Source organism: Streptomyces sp. NPDC026589, assembly GCF_040638385.1.
In the GTDB taxonomy this organism is placed as follows: Bacteria; Actinomycetota; Actinomycetes; order Streptomycetales; family Streptomycetaceae; genus Streptomyces.
Genome location: NZ_JBEZYG010000016.1, coordinates 113,945 through 132,076, shown reverse-complemented (window position 1 = coordinate 132,076; position 18,132 = coordinate 113,945). Strand labels below are relative to the sequence as shown.

The following is an 18,132-nucleotide window of genomic DNA, read 5'->3' as shown; positions in this document are numbered from 1 at the left end:
CGGCAGAAGAAAGCGACAGCACTGTGCACCAGTACGAGAAGGACGGACCGGCGATCTACCGCCAGTCCTTCGCCACCATCCGCGCGGAGGCGGATCTGGCCGGGCTGCCCGCCGACGTGAGCCAGGTCGCCGTCCGGATGATCCACGCCTGCGGCATGGTCGACCTCGTAACGGACCTCGCCTTCTCGCCGAACGCCGTGGCCGACGCCCGCGCGGCCCTGCGGTCCGGCGCGCCGATCCTCTGCGACGTGGCGATGGTGGCCAGCGGGGTCACCCGCAAGCGGCTGCCCGCGGACAACGACGTGGTGTGCACGCTGTCGGACCCGTCCGTGCCGGAGCTGGCCGCGAAGATGGGGACCACGCGCAGCGCGGCGGCCCTGGAACTGTGGCGGGACCGGATGGAGGGGGCCGTGGTCGCGGTCGGCAACGCCCCGACCGCCCTGTTCCGGCTGCTGGAGATGATCGAGGAGGGCGCCCCGCGCCCGGCCGCCGTCATCGGCGTCCCGGTCGGCTTCGTCGGCGCGATGGAGTCCAAGGAGGCCCTGGCCGACCACCCGTCGGGCCTGGAGCACCTGATCGTGCGCGGCCGGCGCGGCGGCAGCGCGATAGCGGCGGCGGCGATCAACGCCATCGCGAGCGAGGAGGAGTAGTGACTTCTCCGGTGAAAGACACCACTACCGGCAGGCTCTACGGTGTCGGGCTCGGCCCCGGCGACCCGAACCTGATGACGCTGCGGGCCGTCCAGGCCATCGGTGAGGCCGACGTCGTCGCGTACCACAGCGCCCGGCACGGCCGCTCGATCGCCCGGTCCATCGCGGCGGCGCACCTGCGGCCCGACCACATCGAGGAGGCCCTGGTCTACCCCGTCACGACGGAGACCACGGACCACCCGGGCGGCTACCGGGGCGCGCTGGAGGAGTTCTACGAGAAGGCCGCGGCCCGTCTCGCGGCGCACCTGGACGCGGGTCTGACCGTCGCGGTGCTCGCCGAGGGCGACCCGATGTTCTACGGCTCGTACATGCACATGCACAAGCGCCTGGCCGACCGTTACACCACCGAGGTCATCCCGGGCGTCACATCCGTCAGCGCGGCGGCGGCTCGTCTCGGCACCCCCCTGGTCGAGGGCGAGGAGATCCTCACGATCCTCCCCGGCACCCTCCCGGAGGAGGAGCTGACGGCCCGTCTCGCCGCCACGGACACGGCCGTGGTGATGAAGCTGGGGCGTACGTTCCCGGCGGTGCGCGGGGCGTTCGAGGCGTCGGGGAGGCTGGCGGAGGCCCGGTACGTGGAGCGGGCCACGATGGCCGGGGAGCGTACGGGCGACCTGGCGGACATCGACCCGGCGTCCGTCCCGTACTTCTCGGTGGCGGTGCTGCCGAGCCGCGTCGACGCGCCGCGCCCGTCCGGAGAGGCCGACGGCGAGGTCGTGGTCGTGGGCACAGGACCGGCGGGCCCGCTGTGGCTGACACCGGAGACGCGGGGAGCGCTCGCCGCCGCCGACGCCGTGGTCGGCTACACGACCTATCTGGACCGGGTGCCGGCCCGTCCCGGTCAGGCGCGGCACGGCTCGGACAACAAGGTGGAGTCGGAGCGCGCCGAGTTCGCCCTGGACCTGGCCCGGCGGGGCCACCGTGTCGCGGTGGTCTCCGGCGGCGACCCCGGGGTCTTCGCGATGGCGACGGCGGTGCTGGAGGTGGCCTCGCAGGACGCGTACGCGGACATCCCCGTACGGGTCCTCCCCGGGGTCACCGCGGCCAACGCGGCGGCGGCCCGCGCGGGTGCGCCCCTGGGCCACGACTACGCCACGATCTCCCTCTCGGACCGGCTCAAGCCGTGGGAGGTCATCGCGGAGCGCCTGCGCGCGGCGGCCTCGGCGGACCTGGTGCTGGCCCTGTACAACCCGGGCTCCAAGTCCCGTACGTGGCAGGTCGGCAAGGCCCGCGACCTGCTCCTGGAGCACCGCTCGCCGGACACCCCGGTGGTGCTGGCGCGCGATGTGGGCGGCCCGGCGGAGAGCGTACGGACGGTGCGGCTGGCCGACGTCGTCCCGGCGGAGGTGGACATGCGGACGCTGCTGATCGTGGGCTCGTCGCAGACCCGGTGGGTGCGGAGGGGCGGCGCCGGCGCGGACCGGTCCATCGTGTGGACGCCGCGCCGCTACCCGGAGGCGTAGAGCCTCCGGCGGGTCTCAGAGCCGGCGCACCCACTCCACGGCCTCATCGGGCGTACGGGCCACCGGCACCCCTTCCGGCACCGGTGGCCGCCGGACGACGACGACGGGAATCCCGGCTTCGCGGGCGGCGGTGAGTTTGGGGGCGGTGGCGTCCCCGCCGCTGTCCTTGGTGACGAGCACATCGATCCGATGGCGGCGGATGAGATCGAGCTCCCCCTGGAGTCCGAACGGCCCCCGGTCGAGCAGGACCTCCATCCGGGCCGGACAGGGCGGTTCCGGCGCGTCGACGGACCGCACGAGGAACCACAACGCGTCGAGGCCGGCTCCCGCGAAGGCGGCGAGCCCCATCCGCCCGGTGGTGAGGAAGACCCGCTCGCCGAGTGCGGGCAGCAGCCCGGCGGCCTCGGCGAGCGTTCCGGCGGTGTGCCAGCGGTCGCCGTCCTGGGCGACCCAGCCGGGCCGGCGGAGGGCGAGGAGAGGAACATGGGCCTGTGCGGCGGCCTCGGCCGCGTTCCGGCTCATGGTCGCGGCGAAGGGGTGGGTGGCATCGACGACGGCGTCCACACCGTGCTCGCGCACCCAGGCGGCGAGCCCCTCGGGCCCCCCGAACCCGCCGACGCGCACGTCACCCGGCGGCAGCCGGGGAGCGGAGACCCGCCCGGCGAGCGAGGTGGTGACCCGGACACCCGGGTCATGGGCGACCAGGTGCTCGGCCAGCCGGCGCGCCTCGGTAGTACCCCCCAGAACAAGCACATGCACAGGCAGAACAGGCAGCATCGGAACGGACTCTCTCATGAACGCTGAGGCGCGGGGCGGTCGCAGTGCCCAACTCAAACACACGGGCCTGCGCCCCGGCTGGACGACCGGGGCCTGTGCGACGGCGGCGACGACGGCCGCGTACACGGCGCTGCTGACCGGCGACTTCCCGGACCCGGTGACCATCACCCTGCCGAAGGGCCAGACACCGGCGTTCGCGCTGGCGCTGGAGGAGCTGACGGCCGGGCCGGGTGAGGCGGTGGCGACGGCCGGAGTGGTGAAGGACGCGGGCGACGACCCGGACGTGACGCACGGGGCGCTGGTCCGGTCGACCGTACGGAGACTGCCGCCCGGTTCCGGCGTGGTGTTCCGGGCGGGCCCGGGCGTGGGCACGGTCACCCTCCCGGGCCTGCCCCTCGATGTCGGTGAGCCCGCGGTGAACCCGGTCCCGCGCCGGCTGATGCGCGAGCACGTGGAGCGGGTGGCGGCGGAGCACGGCGGGACGGGGGACGTGGAGATCACGGTCTCGGTCGACCACGGCGAGGAGATCGCCCGCTCGACGTGGAACGGTCGGCTCGGCATCCTGGGCGGCCTGTCGATCCTGGGCACCACGGGAGTCGTCGTCCCCTACTCCTGCTCGGCGTGGATCGACTCGATCCGCCGGGGCGTGGACGTGGCGCGGGCGGCGGGCCTGACCCATGTGGCGGGCTGCACGGGCTCGACGTCGGAGAAGACGGTGGTGTCGGAGTACGGCCTGCCGGACATCGCGCTGCTGGACATGGGCGACTTCGCGGGCGCGGTGCTCAAGTACGTACGCCGCCACCCCGTCGCCCGCCTCACGATCTGCGGCGGCTTCGCGAAGCTCTCCAAACTGGCCGCGGGCCACCTGGACCTCCACTCGGCCCGCTCCCAGGTCGACAAGCCCTTCCTGGCCGACCTGGCCCGGACGGGCGGGGCGAACGAGGAGCTGGCTTCCCGGATCACCACCGCCAACACGGGCCTGGAGGCCCTGCGCCTCTGCGAAGCGGCGGGCGTCCCCCTCGGCGACCTGGTCGCCGCCCGAGCCCGCGACGAGGCCCTGGCGGTGCTACGGGGTGCGCCGGTCGCGGTCGACGTGATCTGCATCGACCGGGCGGGGGTGGTGGTGGGGCGGGGGTAGGGGCCCGGTACAAAGCGCTGGACTTTCGGTCCCCCCGAGTCCCCCGCCCCGGCGGCGGTAGCTACCCCTTCTCGATGGCGTCGAAAATGTCGGCGTCGGTTTCCTGCTGCCAGGTCGGGAGGTCGGGCCAGTCCGCGACGTAGCCCGGCTTGGGATCACCGAAGTGCTTGAACATCTGGGCCGTCCAGCAAGTCGCGACGAAGCGCCCGCGCTGTTCACGCGAGAGCCGGGAAACATGCCCGCCGCTGATCTCGACGAACTGGCGCACCTGCTCGTACACAGCCCCGGCCGCCTCTCGCTCCCACTGCGGGGTGTCCTCCCACGGGGTGACGTAACCGGCCTTCGGCTCACCGGGGAAATGGCGACGCACTCCCGCGATCCAGGCTTCCCGGAACAGTCGTGCACCCTCGGTCTGCGACATGCCATTCCCTCTCGTCACGGTGTACCCAGCGCGGCGATGTCCGCCCCCAGCTCCGCCACGCGGTGGTCACGGCTCAGGGGACCGAACTCGCCGTACAGCTTTCGGAGTCTACGGACGACGTATCCGGATCCGGAGGATCGCGCCCTGATCAGCCCTCGACGAGCTCCTGCCGGTTGCGGCAGCACCCGCTACAGAGCCCCGGGCCCCCCGGGCACTCCCGCAGCACCCGCCGCAGCGGCGAGCCGTCCCCGCCACCCGTCCGGGTCACGCCCGGCCTCCACGGCGGCCGCCGCGTCGTCGGCGAGGTCGACGCCGAGGTCCGCGGCCCGGCGCTCGGCCCAGCGTGCCCAGGCGGCGGCCTGCTGGCAGTCGGGGCACTCGGTCTCCTCGGCCATGGCCCGGAAGACGTGCTCGGTCCCAGGCCCCGCGCAGGTGACGAGGGGCGCGACGTACGGGGGAACGGCAGGCGGGGACGGGGGCGGCGGGTCCGAGGGCGGAGGCACCGGCTCGGCGTCGGGTACGGAGACGACGGCCTCGGGCATCTTCTGCTCCAGCCGGTGCCGCAGGAACCCCACGGCGCACCGGACCCCGCCCTGCGGCAGATTGCTGCTCAGCACACGGCGCAACTCACCCCCGGAGACCCCGCGCCGCAGCCACTCCACCGCCTGCGCAAGGAGCGAACGAGCCTCGGCGACACCGAGACGGAGCCCGTGGCTCGCATGCCGCAGCGACAACAACACCCGTTCGGCTTCGACTTCTTCGGCGGTCAGCGGCTCCAACACCTTTGCCGTGTCGGTGTCCGGGGCTTCGGTGGGTGGGTGGGAAGAGTTCTTCTCCCGTTCTTCGTCCACCGGTAGTTGATGACCGACGGTCCGACCCCTCGGCTGACCGACGGTCGGAAACCGCGCACTCGGAGACGGAGCGGCGCCGGCACCGATACCCGCGTCGCACCACAGCCCGAGGACCTCGGCCTCGGCCAACGGCACGTTGGCGAACAATTGCTGCGTCGCCCAACGCCCCCGCTCTCCGCAGACCCGCCGCTCATGCACGAACCCGCACATGACCAACTGCTCCTTGACCCGCTGGAACGCCCGCCCCTTGATGCCCAGCTTCCGGGCGTGCTCGGACAACGCCAGATCCGTGCCGCCGTCCGGCAACCCCTGAACGTAGAGAATCAGAACCTTCGCGTCACTGCACAGACGCGGATGACGCACGACGTCGTGCGAAGCCTTCGTGTAGCGCCGAGACGGCGCGATAGCATGCCAAAGCATCCCGGTGGACCTCTTGCTTCCACTAGTTGGGTGAAGGCCCTCGGCTCGGTGCTACGAACACCACCGGGGGCCGCCCTATGTGCGGGTACACACAGAGCGTGATGACGCGATCACGGTACCGCAGCCGCGAAGGCACGAGGACCAAAAGGCGGAACACCCCACCCGACCAGGTGACTTACTGGTCCCGGGTAGCCGGAATCCCGCGCGGCATGAACGCTGTTGGTGGCCACGGATCCGGCGCGGGGGCTGACGGAGGAGACGACGAGAACGCTGCTGAGCTGGCGAGAGAGACGTCGGGGACCCCGCCAGTCCGCCCCAACTCCGTTTTACTGCGGACCCGTTACGGTGAACGTCATGCCACACGACACAACGCGTCTCCACCACGTGGGCCACATCGTCGAGGACTTGGCAGAGGCCAGCGTCCTGTACGGGCGGCTCGGCTTTTCCGTGCCGCCGCCGAGTTGCCCGGGCATGCCCCGAAGCGCCGGCGGAGCGCCCGAGCCTTTCGGGGCGGCCAATACGCACGCGGACTTCGCGGACTCCTTCCTCGAACTCGCGACCTGCCTGAAAGCAGGCGAGACCGGACGTCTGCCCGCCGATACGCGCCTCGTACCCCTGGAGGCACCGGCGGAGGTGCGGCAGCGGCTGGTGGAGCGGATCGGGGAGACGAGCGCCGACCTGGCCGCTTACCTCGATCGTTTCCAGGGCCTGCACATCCTCATGTTCTCGTCGCCCGCCATCGACGATGCGGCCGCGCGTCTGACGTCGGCGGGCGTACGGCACGGCGGGGTCAACACCGTACGGCGGGCGGCGCCTTCGGGAGCCGAGTCCCCCATCGAGACGATCCGCTACCTGGAGATCGACGCGCAGGAGCCGGACACGGGCACGGGTGCCGGAACCGTCCCGGAGGGCAGGGTGGGCATCGTCGCCGATCTCGACCCGGGCATCCAGTCCGCACGACACCTGGATCACCCCAACGGGGCGACGGGTCTGGCCGAGGCGACGCTGTGCGTGGCGGACGAGGAGCTGACCGCCACGTACCACCGGTACGCGGCCTACCTGGGCCGCCGCCCTCGTCAGGAGGGCGAGGGGCTGATCTTCGATCTTGACGGGGCAGCGCTGAAGATCATCCCGAAGTCAGCCCTGGCCGCAACCCTGCCGGGCGAGGAACTGCCCGCGCTTCCGGCTCTGGTGGCGTACACCGTAACGGTGCGCGACCTCCCCCTGGCCCGGGACCTGCTCCACCGCAACGGCATCCCGCTGCGGGAAACACCGACCGGCGACTTCTTCGTACCGGCGAAGGCGGCACTCGGCACGGCGGTCGTCTTCCGCGCGGGGTGAGGCGGCCCGCTCGACCACCGCTGAGGGGCGAGCCCCGGGCGGAGTCGTGGACGGCCCGCCGCTCCGGCTGGTGTCGGTATGCGCGACGGTCGGGGCTGCGAAGCCCGGGCTGTCTTCCTCCAGGGCCCCGCAGCGGCCATTCCTCGCCCACCCCTCCTACTCCGCCCCCGACTCCACCTGCGTCAGCGCCTCCGTGATCATGCAGGTCGCGAAGTTCTGGTCGCCCGTCATGCGGTTGATGTGTTCGGCGAGCAGGAACGCCGTCGCCTCCAGCGGGGTCAGTTCTGCTTCCGTCCAGTCGCCGTACTGCTTGCGCCAGAGGGTGGGGCTCAGGCCGGTGGCAGCCGCGATGGCCAGGCCCGCCATCGTGGGTACGGCCTCGGGCGGGACGCTCTTCGGCAGCATCTTCAGGGAGGTGACGAGAGTCGGCACCACGTATTCGACGACATCCTTCTCGTGCGCCTCGTGGGCCTCCCGGAGCCACTTCATGTACAGGTAGATGAGCGTGCATGTTCCGTCCCGCACGTCGTCGATGCCCTCCGGGCCGAGTGACGAGAGCAGTTGCTGGATCAGCTGCTCCTGTTCGGGGTCGGTCCCGCTCTTGCCCGAGTGGACAGTCCTGAGCCGGGAGTCGATCAGCATGAGCGCCGCGCCCACATCGCCGGCGGGAGCGTGTCGAGGTTCGAAGGGCGACATGGCAGAAGTCCTTTTCGGGGGGCTGCGGGTGGGCAGCGCACGGTGTCCGGGCACTGCGGGTGGGCAGCGCGCGGTGTCCGGGTGCACTCCGTACCTCTGCGCACTCGGACGACTACGCAAGTGACTCTCCACGATCCCCGGCGGCCCCGCCCCGCACTTCGTGGATTCGGCCACCCCTCGCCGTCACTTCCGCCAGAACAGGTGATGTGTCATGCCACTCGGGCTCGGGACGACGTCCAGGTGGTAGCGGTCGCGCAGGTCGTCCGGTGAGTCCCACAGGCGCAGGCCGGTACCCAGTTTCACCGGGGCGACCGCCACGTGCAGGGTGTCGATCAGGTCGGCGTCGAGGAACTCACGGATCGTGGTGACGCCGCCGCCGAGCCGGACGTCCTTGCCGCCCGCCGCTTCCCGCGCCCGGTCGAGGACCGATGCCGGGTCTCCGTCCACGAAGTGGAACGTGGTGTCCGACAGCGTGAGCGACGGACGCTCGTGGTGGGTCATCACGAACACCGGGGTGTGGAACGGGGGTTCCTCGCCCCACCAGCCCTGCCACTCGTGGTTCTCCCAAGGTCCGCGCTGGGGGCCGAACTTGTTGCGACCCATGATCTCGGCGCCGACGTTGTGGGCGAAGTCCCGGGTGAGGTAGTCGTCCAGGCCCCGACTGCCGCCGGGGTCCGTGCGGTTCGGCCAGCTCGCCGTGGCCCCGGCCCAGGAGAAGAGCCGCTCGGGGTCGACGTGACCGAACGGCCGCTCCAGTGTCTGGTCCTCACCGGCCGCGATGCCGTCGCTGGAGACGGTGAAGTTCTGGACTTTCAGCAGCTGAGTCACGCGATTCTCCTGCTTCTGTGCGGTCAACGACGGTGGTGAGACCACGCGGAGAGGGGAAACTCATCGGTCGGGGAGGGCAGAGATCACTTCACGTCGCCTCGCCTCGCGTCACCTCACCTCACCACATCACACCGCACGCGCATCAGCGATCCAGGGGAGTCCTCATGAGCGATCAGTCCGGCCGGCCGGCCCGCAAGCCGTTCCTGTACGTCGTCGTCTGCGCGGCCGGGGTCGCCCGTGACGCCGACCAGCTGCTCGCCGCCGCGCAGGACGCCGGGTGGGAGGTGGGCGTCATCGCCACCCCACAGGGGCTCGGGTTCCTCGACGTGGCGGCCGTCGAGGCGCGGACCGGGTACCCGGTCCGCTCCGCCTGGCGCTCCCCCGGAGATCCACGCCCGCTGCCGGACCCGGACGCGATCGCCGTCGCGCCCGCCACGTTCAACACGATCAACAAATGGGCGGCCGGGATCTCGGACACCCTGGCCATCGGCATCCTCTGCGAGGCGTACGGGCTCGGCGTCCCCACCGCCGTCCTCCCGGCCGTGAACTCCTCCCTCGCCGCGCACCCCGCGTACGTCGAGAGCCTGCGGAGGCTGCGCGGCATGGGCGTCCTCGTCAGCCCCCGCACCCCGCACACGCCCAAGTCCGGCGAGGCGGCCCCTTTCCCCTGGGAGGACGCCCTGGAGCTGCTCGCGCCCGTGCTCTCGGCGCGGACCTGAGCGGCTGCTGCGGCCGGGCGGCCCCGGCGGGAGCGCTGCGTCACGGAAGAAAGTACTTTCCTTGGTGGAAAGTGGATGTCATCATGAACGCCCGCAGGTCACCCGCGCCCCCGAAAGGTCCCCCGTATGTCCATGTCCACGCCCTCCTCGCCGAGGCCCTCGCCGCCGTCACCGTCGCCGTCGCCGGAGAACGAGGGCGAGCACCTCGACGCCTCGGCCGAGTACGCGGCCGGTGCGCTGAGCGACGTACGGCTGGCGCAGGAGCGGGCCGGGCTCCGGGCGGGGCTGACGCCTGCCTGGTACGGGCCGGCCGCCGCGGTCGCCCTGGTGGGGCCGAGCGTGGTGCGGGCCTGGAGCGACGGGCGGGGCGGAGTCGCGACGGTGATCGCGCTGCTCGTGTCGGTGCTCGGGCTCGGCGTCGTCGTCGCACTCGCGCGGGCCGCCCGACGAGGAGCCGGGGTTCTGGTGGCGCGGTCCTGGCCCCAGCGCCTGCGGCGGAGCCGGGTCGTGCTGCCCGCCGTCTTCGCGGCCGGAGCGATCGCGGGGCTCGTCTGCTGGGCGGCCGGCGTAAGCCAGTCCGCCACCCAGATCGGCGTGTTCAGCGTATGGGGCATCGGCGTCTGGGGCGCTTGCCTCGCCCGTAACGCCGCCGTCCGGCGGGCCCTGCGGACGCTCGCGTGAGCGACAGAGCCGACCGGGTCGGCCGGGGCGACCGTCCCGTACGCGGAGACGGTCCGGCCCTCGGCGACAGACCCGCCCCGGGCGAGAGCCCCCCGCGAGACGACAGGGCCGCACAGGACGAGGCCCCAGCGCTGGACGAGGCCCCCGCACTGGACGGCGTCATCCACCATCCGACCCGGCTGACCCTCGTCGCCTTCCTCTCCGCCTGCGACGAGGCCGAGTTCGCCGCCGTACGCGACGGGTGCCGGGTCTCCGACTCGGTCCTCAGCAAGAACGCCTCCGCGCTGGAGGCCGCGGGCTACCTCCACGTGCGCAAGGGGCACGTCGGCAAGCGCCCCCGGACCTGGCTGTCCCTCACCCCCGCCGGGCGGCAGGCGCTGGCCCGGCACCTGGCGGCGCTCCAGGATCTTGTGGACACCGCCCGCCGGGCGGCGGGCTCGGGCTCGGGTTCGGTCGGCACGTAGCCCCCACCCCCTCCCGCGTACGCGAACCGGACGACCAGGGCGATTTTCGGCCACGCGGCGAGGTCGGCCACGGCGGTGGATCGTGGGATCACCCCGTCGTATCTGCCCGCACGGTTTCCGGCCTCGGCCCCCCGGCGGATTTTCGCCGCCCGATAAGGTCATGGCCGGATAAAGAGATCGCCAAGTGCGCGCACCGCCGCACGTCTCGGGAGGAAGTCATGGGAACCCGCCGCACGTCACTGCCCGGAGTGGGCGCTCAGTACGACTTCACGACCGAGACGGGCCAGCACATTTCGGTCGTCGTCCACCACGACGGCCGCCGGTTCATCGGGTTCTACGAACAGGACGACCCTGATTCGTGCCAACTCTCCGTCCCCCTGACGACGTCCGAGGCCACCGCGCTCGCGCACCTCATCGATCCGGCGCCCATCGACGCCGTACGGACCGATGGCATCGACCTCGTCACCGAGCACATCCCGCTCGGGTCCCGCTCCCCGTACGGCGGGCGGCTGCTGGGGGAGACGCGGGCACGGACACGGACCGGGGCGTCCATCGTGGCGGTGCTGCGCACCCACAGCGCGCACCCGTCGCCGGAACCGGATTTTCGACTGGCCATCGGGGACACACTCGTCGCCGTCGGTACGCGTGAGGGCGTCGACGCGCTCACCGACATCATTGCGGAGGGCTGACCGTGCATGACACGACTGCGTTGCTGGTGGAGCTGGGAGCCGTCATCCTCGGGCTGGGGCTCGTGGGACGGTTCGCCGGGCGGATAGGCCTCTCCCCGATCCCGCTCTACCTCCTCGCCGGGCTGGCGTTCGGACACGGCGGGCTGATTCCGCTCAAGGCCAGCGAAGAGTTCACCATGGTGGGCGCCGAGATCGGCGTCATCCTGCTGCTTCTCCTGCTGGGGCTCGAGTACAGCGCGTCCGAGCTGGTCACCAGTCTCAAGACCCAGTACCCGTCCGGCGCCGTGGACTTCGTGCTCAACGCGACGCCCGGCGCCGTCGCGGCCCTGATCCTCGGCTGGGGCCCCGTGGGCGCGGTCGCGCTCGCCGGTGTCACCTGGATCTCGTCGTCCGGGGTGATCGCCAAGGTCATGACCGATCTCGGCCGGCTCGGCAACCGCGAGACACCCGTCATCCTCGGCGTCCTCGTCATGGAGGACCTGGCGATGGCGGTGTACCTGCCGCTGCTCACCGCCATGCTCGCCGGGGTCAGCCTGGCCGGCGGCAGCCTCGCGCTCGTGATCGCGCTCGGCGCCGTCGGGTTCGTCCTCTACCTGGCGCTCCGCCACGGCCGCCTGATCAGCCGCGCGGTCTCCTCCGACAACCCGGAGATGCTGCTCCTGGTCGTCCTCGGTCTCACCGTCCTCGTCGCGGGTGTCGCCCAGCAGCTCCAGGTGTCCGCGGCCGTCGGCGCGTTCCTCGTCGGCATCGCGCTCTCCGGCGAGGTCGCCGAGGGCGCCCGCAAGCTGCTCACCCCGCTGCGGGACCTGTTCGCCGCCGTGTTCTTCGTCTTCTTCGGGCTCTCCACGAACCCGGCCGACATCCCGCCGGTGCTGCTGCCCGCGGCCCTGCTGGCCATCGTCACCATCTTCACCAAGATCGCCACCGGCTACTACGCGGCCCGGCGCGCCGGGATCGGCTCGCGCGGCCGCTGGCGGGCGGGCGGCACCCTCGTGGCGCGCGGTGAGTTCTCCATCGTCATCGCCGGCCTGGCCGTGGCCACCGAGCCGCGCATCGGCCCCATCGCCACCGCGTACGTCCTGATCCTCGTCATCGTCGGCCCGCTCACCGCCCGGTGGACGCAGCCCCTCGCGGCGAAGATCGCGGCCCGTCGCGGCGGCGACGGCGCCGCCGACCGCGTCGGCGGCGGGAAGAGCAAGGGCGCGAGCGGCGCGGAGAAGGAGCCCGTCGCGAAGTCCGCTCCCGAGCGCCGGCTGCCGTCGCACGACGACCTCACCCCCGAACCGGCGGGCGAGACGCGCGAGTAGCCGCCTCGCGGCCCTGCCGCTCGCACCCCTCGCCGAAGCCCCCGGACACCCGCCGCACCGTGTCCGGGGGCTTCGGCGTGCCCGGGGGGTTCGCCGTGCCCGGGGGGTTCGCCGTGCCCGGGGGGTCGTGATGAAGGCACCCCGCGCCCCATCGTCGACATCTACACGCCTGTAGAGTTGCATCGGTTCCGGATTCGCACCGCAACGTAGGGAGACGTCATGGCTCTGTGGGATCGCATCAAGGAATCCGCGTCGTCGATGCAGACGCAGCTGGAGGCGAAGAAGAACGACCTGAAGTCGGGGTCGTTCCGGGACGCGAGCATGGCCATGTGCGCCCTCGTCGCCGCCGCCGACGGTTCCATCGACCCGTCGGAGCGTCAGCGCGTCGCGACACTCATCTCGACCAACGACGTCCTGCGGAACTTCCCCGCGGACGACCTCCAGCGCCGTTTCAACGGCTACGTCGACCAGCTCACCGCCGACTTCGCGTTCGGCAAGGTCAGCGTTCTCCAGGAGATCGCCAAGGCGAAGAAGAAGCCGACCGAGGCCCGTGCCGTGGTCCAGATCGGCATCGTCATCGGCGGCGCCGACGGTGATTTCGACCCGTCCGAGCAGGCCGTCGTGCGGGAGGCGTGCTTCGCGCTCGACCTGCCGCCGCACGAGTTCGACCTGTAGGCCCCCCAAGGACCGCCGGTGCGGTCGCGCGGGCCGGCAGACCACCGGTCCACGTCCCCTCCCCACCGGCAGGCCGGGGGTGCGTCACCCCCCTGAGCACCCCCGGCCACGTTTTCCGTCCCCCCGGTATGCGGCCGCACGCCGTCCGTCACAGCTCCTTGGCCGGCCAGTCCAGCAGTCGGGCCCCGATGACCGCCGTCTGCAGGCTGTAACGGTGCACCGGGTCCGAGGGATCGGACCCGGTCAACTGGTGGATACGCTCCAGGCGGTACGTCAGCGCCCGTACGCTCAGCGCCAGTCGGCGAGCGGTCTCGGCGGCCACACAACCCGCGTCGAAGTAGACCGCCAGGGTGTTCAGCAGCGGTTCCGCGCCGCCCCGCGCCTTCTGGAGCGGGCCCAGCTCGCTGCGCACCAGATCGGCCATCGCCTGCCGGTCCCGGGTCAGCACCGGGTAGACCATGAGGTCCGCGGCGTACAGCACGGGGTCGTCCATCCCCATCCGGTCCGCCAGGTCGAGGGCTTCGAGCGCCTCGTCGTACGAGTGGACCACCCCGCCGGGGCCCTTGTGCGGGCGGCCCACCGCGACCTGGCCGCCGTCCGTCGCCGCGTGCGCCTGCTTGGCGAAGTAGCGCAGGACGTCGGGCTGACTGCCCGGTGCGATGCAGACGATCCGGCCGTCCTTCGTCGTCAGCAGGATCTTGCGGCCACCGAACCGCGCCAGCAGCGCCGCCTCCACACTGCGCGGCACCGCGTCCGTCTCCGTGTACGCCTCCGGGCCGGACGCCACCGCCACCGCGTGCGCCCGGGAAAGCCGCAGGCCGAAGCGGGTCGCCCGCTCCGCGAGGCGCACCAGATCGCTGCGCCCGTAGAGCAGGTCGTCGATGAACTCCCGGCGCGCCGCCTCCTCCCGTCGCACGGTGAGCCGCTGGGCACGCTCGAAGCCCTCGGCGAACGCGTCGACCGCCTGCTCCACGGCGGCCAGGACGGCGTCGGTCGCGGCAGGTGAGTTTCCGGCAGCTCCACGCGGCCAGGCCTCTCGGGTCTGCGCCAGATGCATCGTCACCAGAGCGCGGAGCTGATGTCCCGCGTCCGCCGCAGCACGGCCGAGCGCACGACGAGCTTCCAGTTCGTCACGGGTCAAGCGACGTCCGGTGAGGGCGACTTCGCCCAGAATGTGGGCATAATTGCCCAGCATTTCCTCGGGAATCCTCAGCTCGGCCACGCGCTCTCCTTCAGCCTTGCAACAGTCTTGTCATTTCCCCAACGCACACGGGGCGGTGCCGGTGCCCGGCATTAGTGAAGCGTAAAGATTGCCGGGTTCCGGCAATGCACTGTGCCGGTCCCGGATGACACGATCAGGTCAGCAACAACACGGGGGAAGCACGGGGGAGCAGGGGAAACGGGGGGACGGAAGCCCCTCCCGGATCCGGCCGGAGGAGTCCCGAGGGGGCGCCCCGGCCGCCGCGGCAGGCTCGGACAACGCCGCGGCGCCGGGCCCCGTCACCCGCCCGCCGAGCGACCGCTCGCCGCCCCCGTACCGAATGACACGGACGCGCACCGCCTCAGGGCCCGTGCGCAGAACCGCAGGGGGTGGGACCGATCGGCGAGTTCCTGAGCGCGACACTCGGATTCCCCGCCGTCGTCTTCGGCGCCGCACTGGTGGTCGTCGTCTGCTTCTGGCTGCTGGTGCTCGCCGGGGCCGCGGGCCACGACTCCTTCGACGCGGACCTCGACACCGGCCCGGCCGGTCTCGGCGGCGTCCCTGTCTCCGTCTCCGTCTCCCTGCTGGTCGTCTTCGCCTGGTTCGGCAGCGTGACCGGCACGGTCCTGCTGCACCGGAGCGACACCGGCAGCACCACCCGCGCCGTGCTCGCCGTCGCCGTACTCGCCGGCTCGCTGTTCCTCGCCTGGGCGGCCGTCCGCCTCCTCGTCCACCGCTTCCGCCGGTACTTCCCGGCGGAACCTCCGCCATCGCGGCTGGACTTCGTCGGGAGCGTCTGCACGGTCCGCACCGGCTCCGTCACCGCGACGTTCGGCCAGGCCGAGGTCGTGTCGCACGACGGATCGACGGCCATCGTGCAGGTCCGCACGGCCGGACCGTTCCCGTCCGCCTCCCGGCTCCCCGGGCCGGCCGCCGACGAAGCACCGCTCGTCATGGGCGGCTCCGCACTCCTCTACGCGTACGACGAGGACGGCGAGTTCTTCTGGGTCTCGCCCTACGACGCGGCGCTCGATCCGGGTCCGAACACCAGGCCGCACGAGCTGCCGGGCGGGGCGGCCGGCTGACCCGGAAACGGGCCACCGGACCTCCTGGCCACCGGGCCTCCCGGCCACCGGGACTTCAAGCCTCCCGCCGGTCACCACCGTCGTCGTCGCCCACCGGCCGCCCTCCCCCGTGGCGGGCAGGCCGCCTCTGCCTCGCGTACCTCGCTTGTGCCTCTTCCATACCGACAAGCCGCCAAGGACTCTTCAATGGATGCCATCTCCTGGGGCATCGGCGTGCTCATCGCCGTTGTCCTGCTCATCGTCATCGCCATCGCCTTCGTCATCACCCGGCTGTTCCGCAAGGTCGAGCAGGGCAAGGCGCTGATCATCTCCAAGACCAAGAAGGTCGACGTCACCTTCACCGGAGCCGTCGTCCTGCCCGTGCTCCACAAGGCCGAGACGATGGACATCTCGGTGAAGACGATCGAGATCCGCCGCGCCGGGCGCGAGGGTCTGATCTGCCAGGACAACATCCGCGCCGACATCCAGATCACCTTCTTCGTCCGGGTCAACAAGACCGTCGAGGACGTCATCAAGGTCGCGCAGTCCATCGGCACGGCACGGGCCAGCGACAAGGTCGCCATCCAGGAGTTCTTCGCCGCGAAGTTCTCCGAGGCACTCAAGACCGTCGGCAAGCAGCTCGACTTCGTCGACCTGTACACCAAGCGCGAGGAGTTCCGGGACCGGATCATCCAGGTCATCGGCACCGACCTGAACGGCTACCACCTCGACGACGCCGCGATCGACTTCCTTGAGCAGACCCCGATGGCCCAGCTCGACGGGGCCAACATCCTGGACGCCCAGGGCATCCGGAAGATCACCGAGCTGACCGCGATCGAGCACGTGCGGACCAACGAGTTCCAGCGCACCGAGCAGAAGGAGATCACCCGGCAGGACGTCGACGCCCGCGAGACGATCCTGGAGCTGGAGCGCCGGCAGGCCGAGGCGGAGATCAAGCAGCGCCGCGAGGTCGAGGTCCTGCGGGCCCGCGAGGAGGCGGCCACCGCCCGGGTGCAGGAGGAGGAGCGGCTCGGTTCGCAGACCGCGTTCATCAAGACCGAGGAGCAGCTCGGCATCCAGCGCGAGAACCAGGCGCGGGAGATCGCCGTCGCGCAGAAGAACCGCGAGCGCGTCATCGCCGTCGAGAGCGAGCGCATCGAGAAGGACCGGATGCTGGAGGTCATCGGGCGCGAGCGCGAGACCGAGCTGAACCGGATCGCCGCCATGAAGGAGGTCGAGGCCGAGCGCCGCGAGGTCGCCGACGTCATCCGGGAGCGGATCGCCGTGGACCGCACGGTCGCCGAGCAGGAGGAGTCGATCCTCACCCTGCGCGCCGTCGAGGACGCCGAGCGGTCCCGCAGGTCGGTCATCATCGCGGCCGAGGCGGAGGCCCAGGAGAAGCTGGTCAAGGACATCAAGGCGGCCGAGGCGGCGGAAGCGGCCTCCACCCACCTGGCGGCCGAGCAGCTCACGCTCGCCGAGGCCCGGCTCAAGACCGCGGACCTCGACGCGCAGGCCAAGCTGCGGCTCGCCGAGGGCATCCAGGCCGAGACGGCCGCTCCCGGGCTCGCCGCCGTACAGGTGGCGGACGCGGAGGCGAACGTCACCGAGAAGGCCGGTCTCGCGGAGGCCGGGGCGACGGCGGCCCGGCTCAAGGCCGAGGCGGAGGGCTCGCGGCTCAAGGCGCTCGCCACGGCGGAGGGCACCGCGGCCCAGGCGACCGCCGACGCGGCGGTCATCGGCGAGAAGCTGAAGGCGGAGGCCGCGGGGCTCACGGAGAAGGCGGCCGCGATGGCGGCGCTGGACGAGGCGTCGCGCGGGCACGAGGAGTACCGGCTGCGGCTCGACGCGGAGAAGGAGATCCGGCTGGCCGGTCTCGACGTGCAGCGGCAGGTCGCCGAGGCACAGGCGACGATCCTGGCGACGGGCCTGGAGAACGCCGACATCGACATCGTCGGCGGCGACTCGGTCTTCTTCGACCGGCTCGTCTCGTCGATCTCGCTCGGCAAGGCGGTGGACGGGTTCGTCGACAACTCGCAGACCGCGCAAGCCTTGGCGGGGCCGTGGCTGAACGGTTCGTCGTCCTTCACCGACGACATCAGCCGGGTGCTGGGCTCGTTCTCCACGGGCGATGTGCAGAACCTGACGGTGTCGGCGCTGCTGATGCGGCTGATGGGGCCGGGGTCGTCGGGGGCGGCGTCCGGGCAGGTGCAGCAGTTGCTGGCGGCGGCGAAGGAGCTGGGGCTGGCGGATCTGCCGGTGTCGTCGCTGACGAACGGTACGCCGGTGGTTCCGCCGACTCCGACCGCCGCGTCCCGGAACGGGGCGGGGGCCGGGGCGCTCGGGTAGCGCGCTCCACCCGGCCCGGCGCTTGAGGACGAACCCCCGGCCACTCCCACCCGACCCGCCACCTGAAGACGAACCCCCGGCCACGCTCAGCCTGTCCGGCGCTTGAGGACGGAACCCTAGGACCGGGGGGCCAGGACTGGACGAGAGCGGCCACTCTCAGCCCGTCCGGCGCTTGAGGACGGAACCCTCGGACCGGGGGGCCGGCGGTCGACGTGCGCGTCCCGCTGGGCGGGCCGGCACCAGGCGCCGGCCTGCCCGTGAGGACCGGTCCACCAAGCCCAGGGTTCCGTCCTCAAGCGCCGGACAGGCTGGATTTCGGGCCGGCCCCCGCACGCCAG

General features: G+C 71.9%; 18 protein-coding genes. 12 read left to right on the top strand and 6 right to left on the bottom strand.

The features are described 5' to 3' along the window. Window positions 1-23 precede the first annotated feature (23 nt). The gene (locus AB0F29_RS26585; RefSeq protein ID WP_361876670.1) at window positions 24-650 is read left to right on the top strand and encodes a precorrin-8X methylmutase; all 627 of its coding nucleotides are present in this window, start codon (window positions 24-26) and stop codon (window positions 648-650) included. Window positions 651-661: 11 nt separating this feature from the next. Beyond that, the gene (locus AB0F29_RS26580; protein WP_361876667.1) at window positions 662-2,173 is read left to right on the top strand and encodes a precorrin-2 C(20)-methyltransferase; all 1,512 of its coding nucleotides are present in this window, start codon (window positions 662-664) and stop codon (window positions 2,171-2,173) included. 15 nt (window positions 2,174-2,188) lie between these two features. Here the strand turns inward: AB0F29_RS26580 and AB0F29_RS26575 are convergent, their stop codons facing one another. After that, the gene (locus tag AB0F29_RS26575; RefSeq protein ID WP_361876665.1) at window positions 2,189-2,950 is read right to left on the bottom strand and encodes a cobalt-precorrin-6A reductase; all 762 of its coding nucleotides are present in this window, start codon (window positions 2,948-2,950) and stop codon (window positions 2,189-2,191) included. A 16-nt stretch (window positions 2,951-2,966) separates the two neighbouring features. On the opposite strand from AB0F29_RS26575, the gene AB0F29_RS26570 reads away from it, so the two are divergent. Beyond that, a complete protein-coding gene (locus tag AB0F29_RS26570) occupies window positions 2,967-4,088 on the top strand; it encodes a cobalt-precorrin-5B (C(1))-methyltransferase (protein ID WP_361876662.1) in 1,122 nt (373 codons plus the stop codon). A gap of 61 nt (window positions 4,089-4,149) precedes the next feature. Here the strand turns inward: AB0F29_RS26570 and AB0F29_RS26565 are convergent, their stop codons facing one another. Then, entirely contained in the window at window positions 4,150-4,509 is a 360-nt protein-coding gene (locus tag AB0F29_RS26565; RefSeq protein WP_361876659.1) for a hypothetical protein, read from the bottom strand. A 188-nt stretch (window positions 4,510-4,697) separates the two neighbouring features. Further along, window positions 4,698-5,780: a hypothetical protein gene (locus AB0F29_RS26560; protein WP_361876656.1), complete on the bottom strand. Its 1,083-nt coding sequence runs from the start codon at window positions 5,778-5,780 to the stop codon at window positions 4,698-4,700. 354 nt (window positions 5,781-6,134) lie between these two features. Between AB0F29_RS26560 and AB0F29_RS26555 the strand changes: the two genes are divergently transcribed. After that, a complete protein-coding gene (locus AB0F29_RS26555) occupies window positions 6,135-7,121 on the top strand; it encodes a VOC family protein (RefSeq protein ID WP_361876653.1) in 987 nt (328 codons plus the stop codon). Window positions 7,122-7,277: 156 nt separating this feature from the next. On the opposite strand, the gene AB0F29_RS26550 is transcribed toward AB0F29_RS26555, so the two are convergent. Both AB0F29_RS26550 and AB0F29_RS26545 read right to left on the bottom strand, forming a co-directional pair. Next, window positions 7,278-7,817, bottom strand: a complete 540-nt coding sequence (locus tag AB0F29_RS26550; protein WP_361876650.1) for a hypothetical protein — start codon at window positions 7,815-7,817, stop codon at window positions 7,278-7,280. A 183-nt stretch (window positions 7,818-8,000) separates the two neighbouring features. Further along, window positions 8,001-8,645 carry a dihydrofolate reductase family protein gene (locus AB0F29_RS26545; protein ID WP_361876647.1) on the bottom strand — a complete coding sequence of 215 codons (645 nt, stop codon included), beginning with the start codon at window positions 8,643-8,645 and terminating at the stop codon, window positions 8,001-8,003. A 164-nt stretch (window positions 8,646-8,809) separates the two neighbouring features. Between AB0F29_RS26545 and AB0F29_RS26540 the strand changes: the two genes are divergently transcribed. The 6 genes from AB0F29_RS26540 to AB0F29_RS26515 all read left to right on the top strand — a co-directional run bounded on the left by AB0F29_RS26540 (window position 8,810) and on the right by AB0F29_RS26515 (window position 13,180). Beyond that, entirely contained in the window at window positions 8,810-9,364 is a 555-nt protein-coding gene (locus tag AB0F29_RS26540) for a flavoprotein (protein WP_361876644.1), read from the top strand. A gap of 126 nt (window positions 9,365-9,490) precedes the next feature. Beyond that, window positions 9,491-10,045: a hypothetical protein gene (locus tag AB0F29_RS26535; RefSeq protein WP_361876641.1), complete on the top strand. Its 555-nt coding sequence runs from the start codon at window positions 9,491-9,493 to the stop codon at window positions 10,043-10,045. 131 nt (window positions 10,046-10,176) lie between these two features. Then, complete coding sequence (locus AB0F29_RS26530) at window positions 10,177-10,509, top strand: transcriptional regulator (RefSeq protein WP_361876909.1); 333 nt, start codon at window positions 10,177-10,179, stop codon at window positions 10,507-10,509. A 218-nt stretch (window positions 10,510-10,727) separates the two neighbouring features. Next, window positions 10,728-11,198, top strand: coding sequence for a TrkA C-terminal domain-containing protein (locus tag AB0F29_RS26525; RefSeq protein ID WP_026290397.1), 471 nt, complete (start codon window positions 10,728-10,730; stop codon window positions 11,196-11,198). Window positions 11,199-11,200: 2 nt separating this feature from the next. Further along, complete coding sequence (locus AB0F29_RS26520) at window positions 11,201-12,505, top strand: cation:proton antiporter (RefSeq protein WP_361876637.1); 1,305 nt, start codon at window positions 11,201-11,203, stop codon at window positions 12,503-12,505. A 219-nt stretch (window positions 12,506-12,724) separates the two neighbouring features. After that, window positions 12,725-13,180 (top strand): TerB family tellurite resistance protein, encoded by a 456-nt coding sequence (locus AB0F29_RS26515; RefSeq protein WP_018957199.1) that lies wholly within the window; start codon window positions 12,725-12,727, stop codon window positions 13,178-13,180. Window positions 13,181-13,328: 148 nt separating this feature from the next. Here the strand turns inward: AB0F29_RS26515 and AB0F29_RS26510 are convergent, their stop codons facing one another. Further along, window positions 13,329-14,402, bottom strand: a complete 1,074-nt coding sequence (locus AB0F29_RS26510) for a helix-turn-helix domain-containing protein (protein WP_361876634.1) — start codon at window positions 14,400-14,402, stop codon at window positions 13,329-13,331. 377 nt (window positions 14,403-14,779) lie between these two features. Here AB0F29_RS26510 and AB0F29_RS26505 point away from each other — a divergent pair, with 377 nt between their 5' ends. Together AB0F29_RS26505 and AB0F29_RS26500 are read left to right on the top strand one after the other, a co-directional pair. After that, window positions 14,780-15,466, top strand: coding sequence for a hypothetical protein (locus AB0F29_RS26505; protein WP_361876906.1), 687 nt, complete (start codon window positions 14,780-14,782; stop codon window positions 15,464-15,466). A gap of 186 nt (window positions 15,467-15,652) precedes the next feature. Further along, window positions 15,653-17,794, top strand: coding sequence for a flotillin family protein (locus tag AB0F29_RS26500; RefSeq protein ID WP_361876631.1), 2,142 nt, complete (start codon window positions 15,653-15,655; stop codon window positions 17,792-17,794). Window positions 17,795-18,132 lie beyond the last annotated feature (338 nt).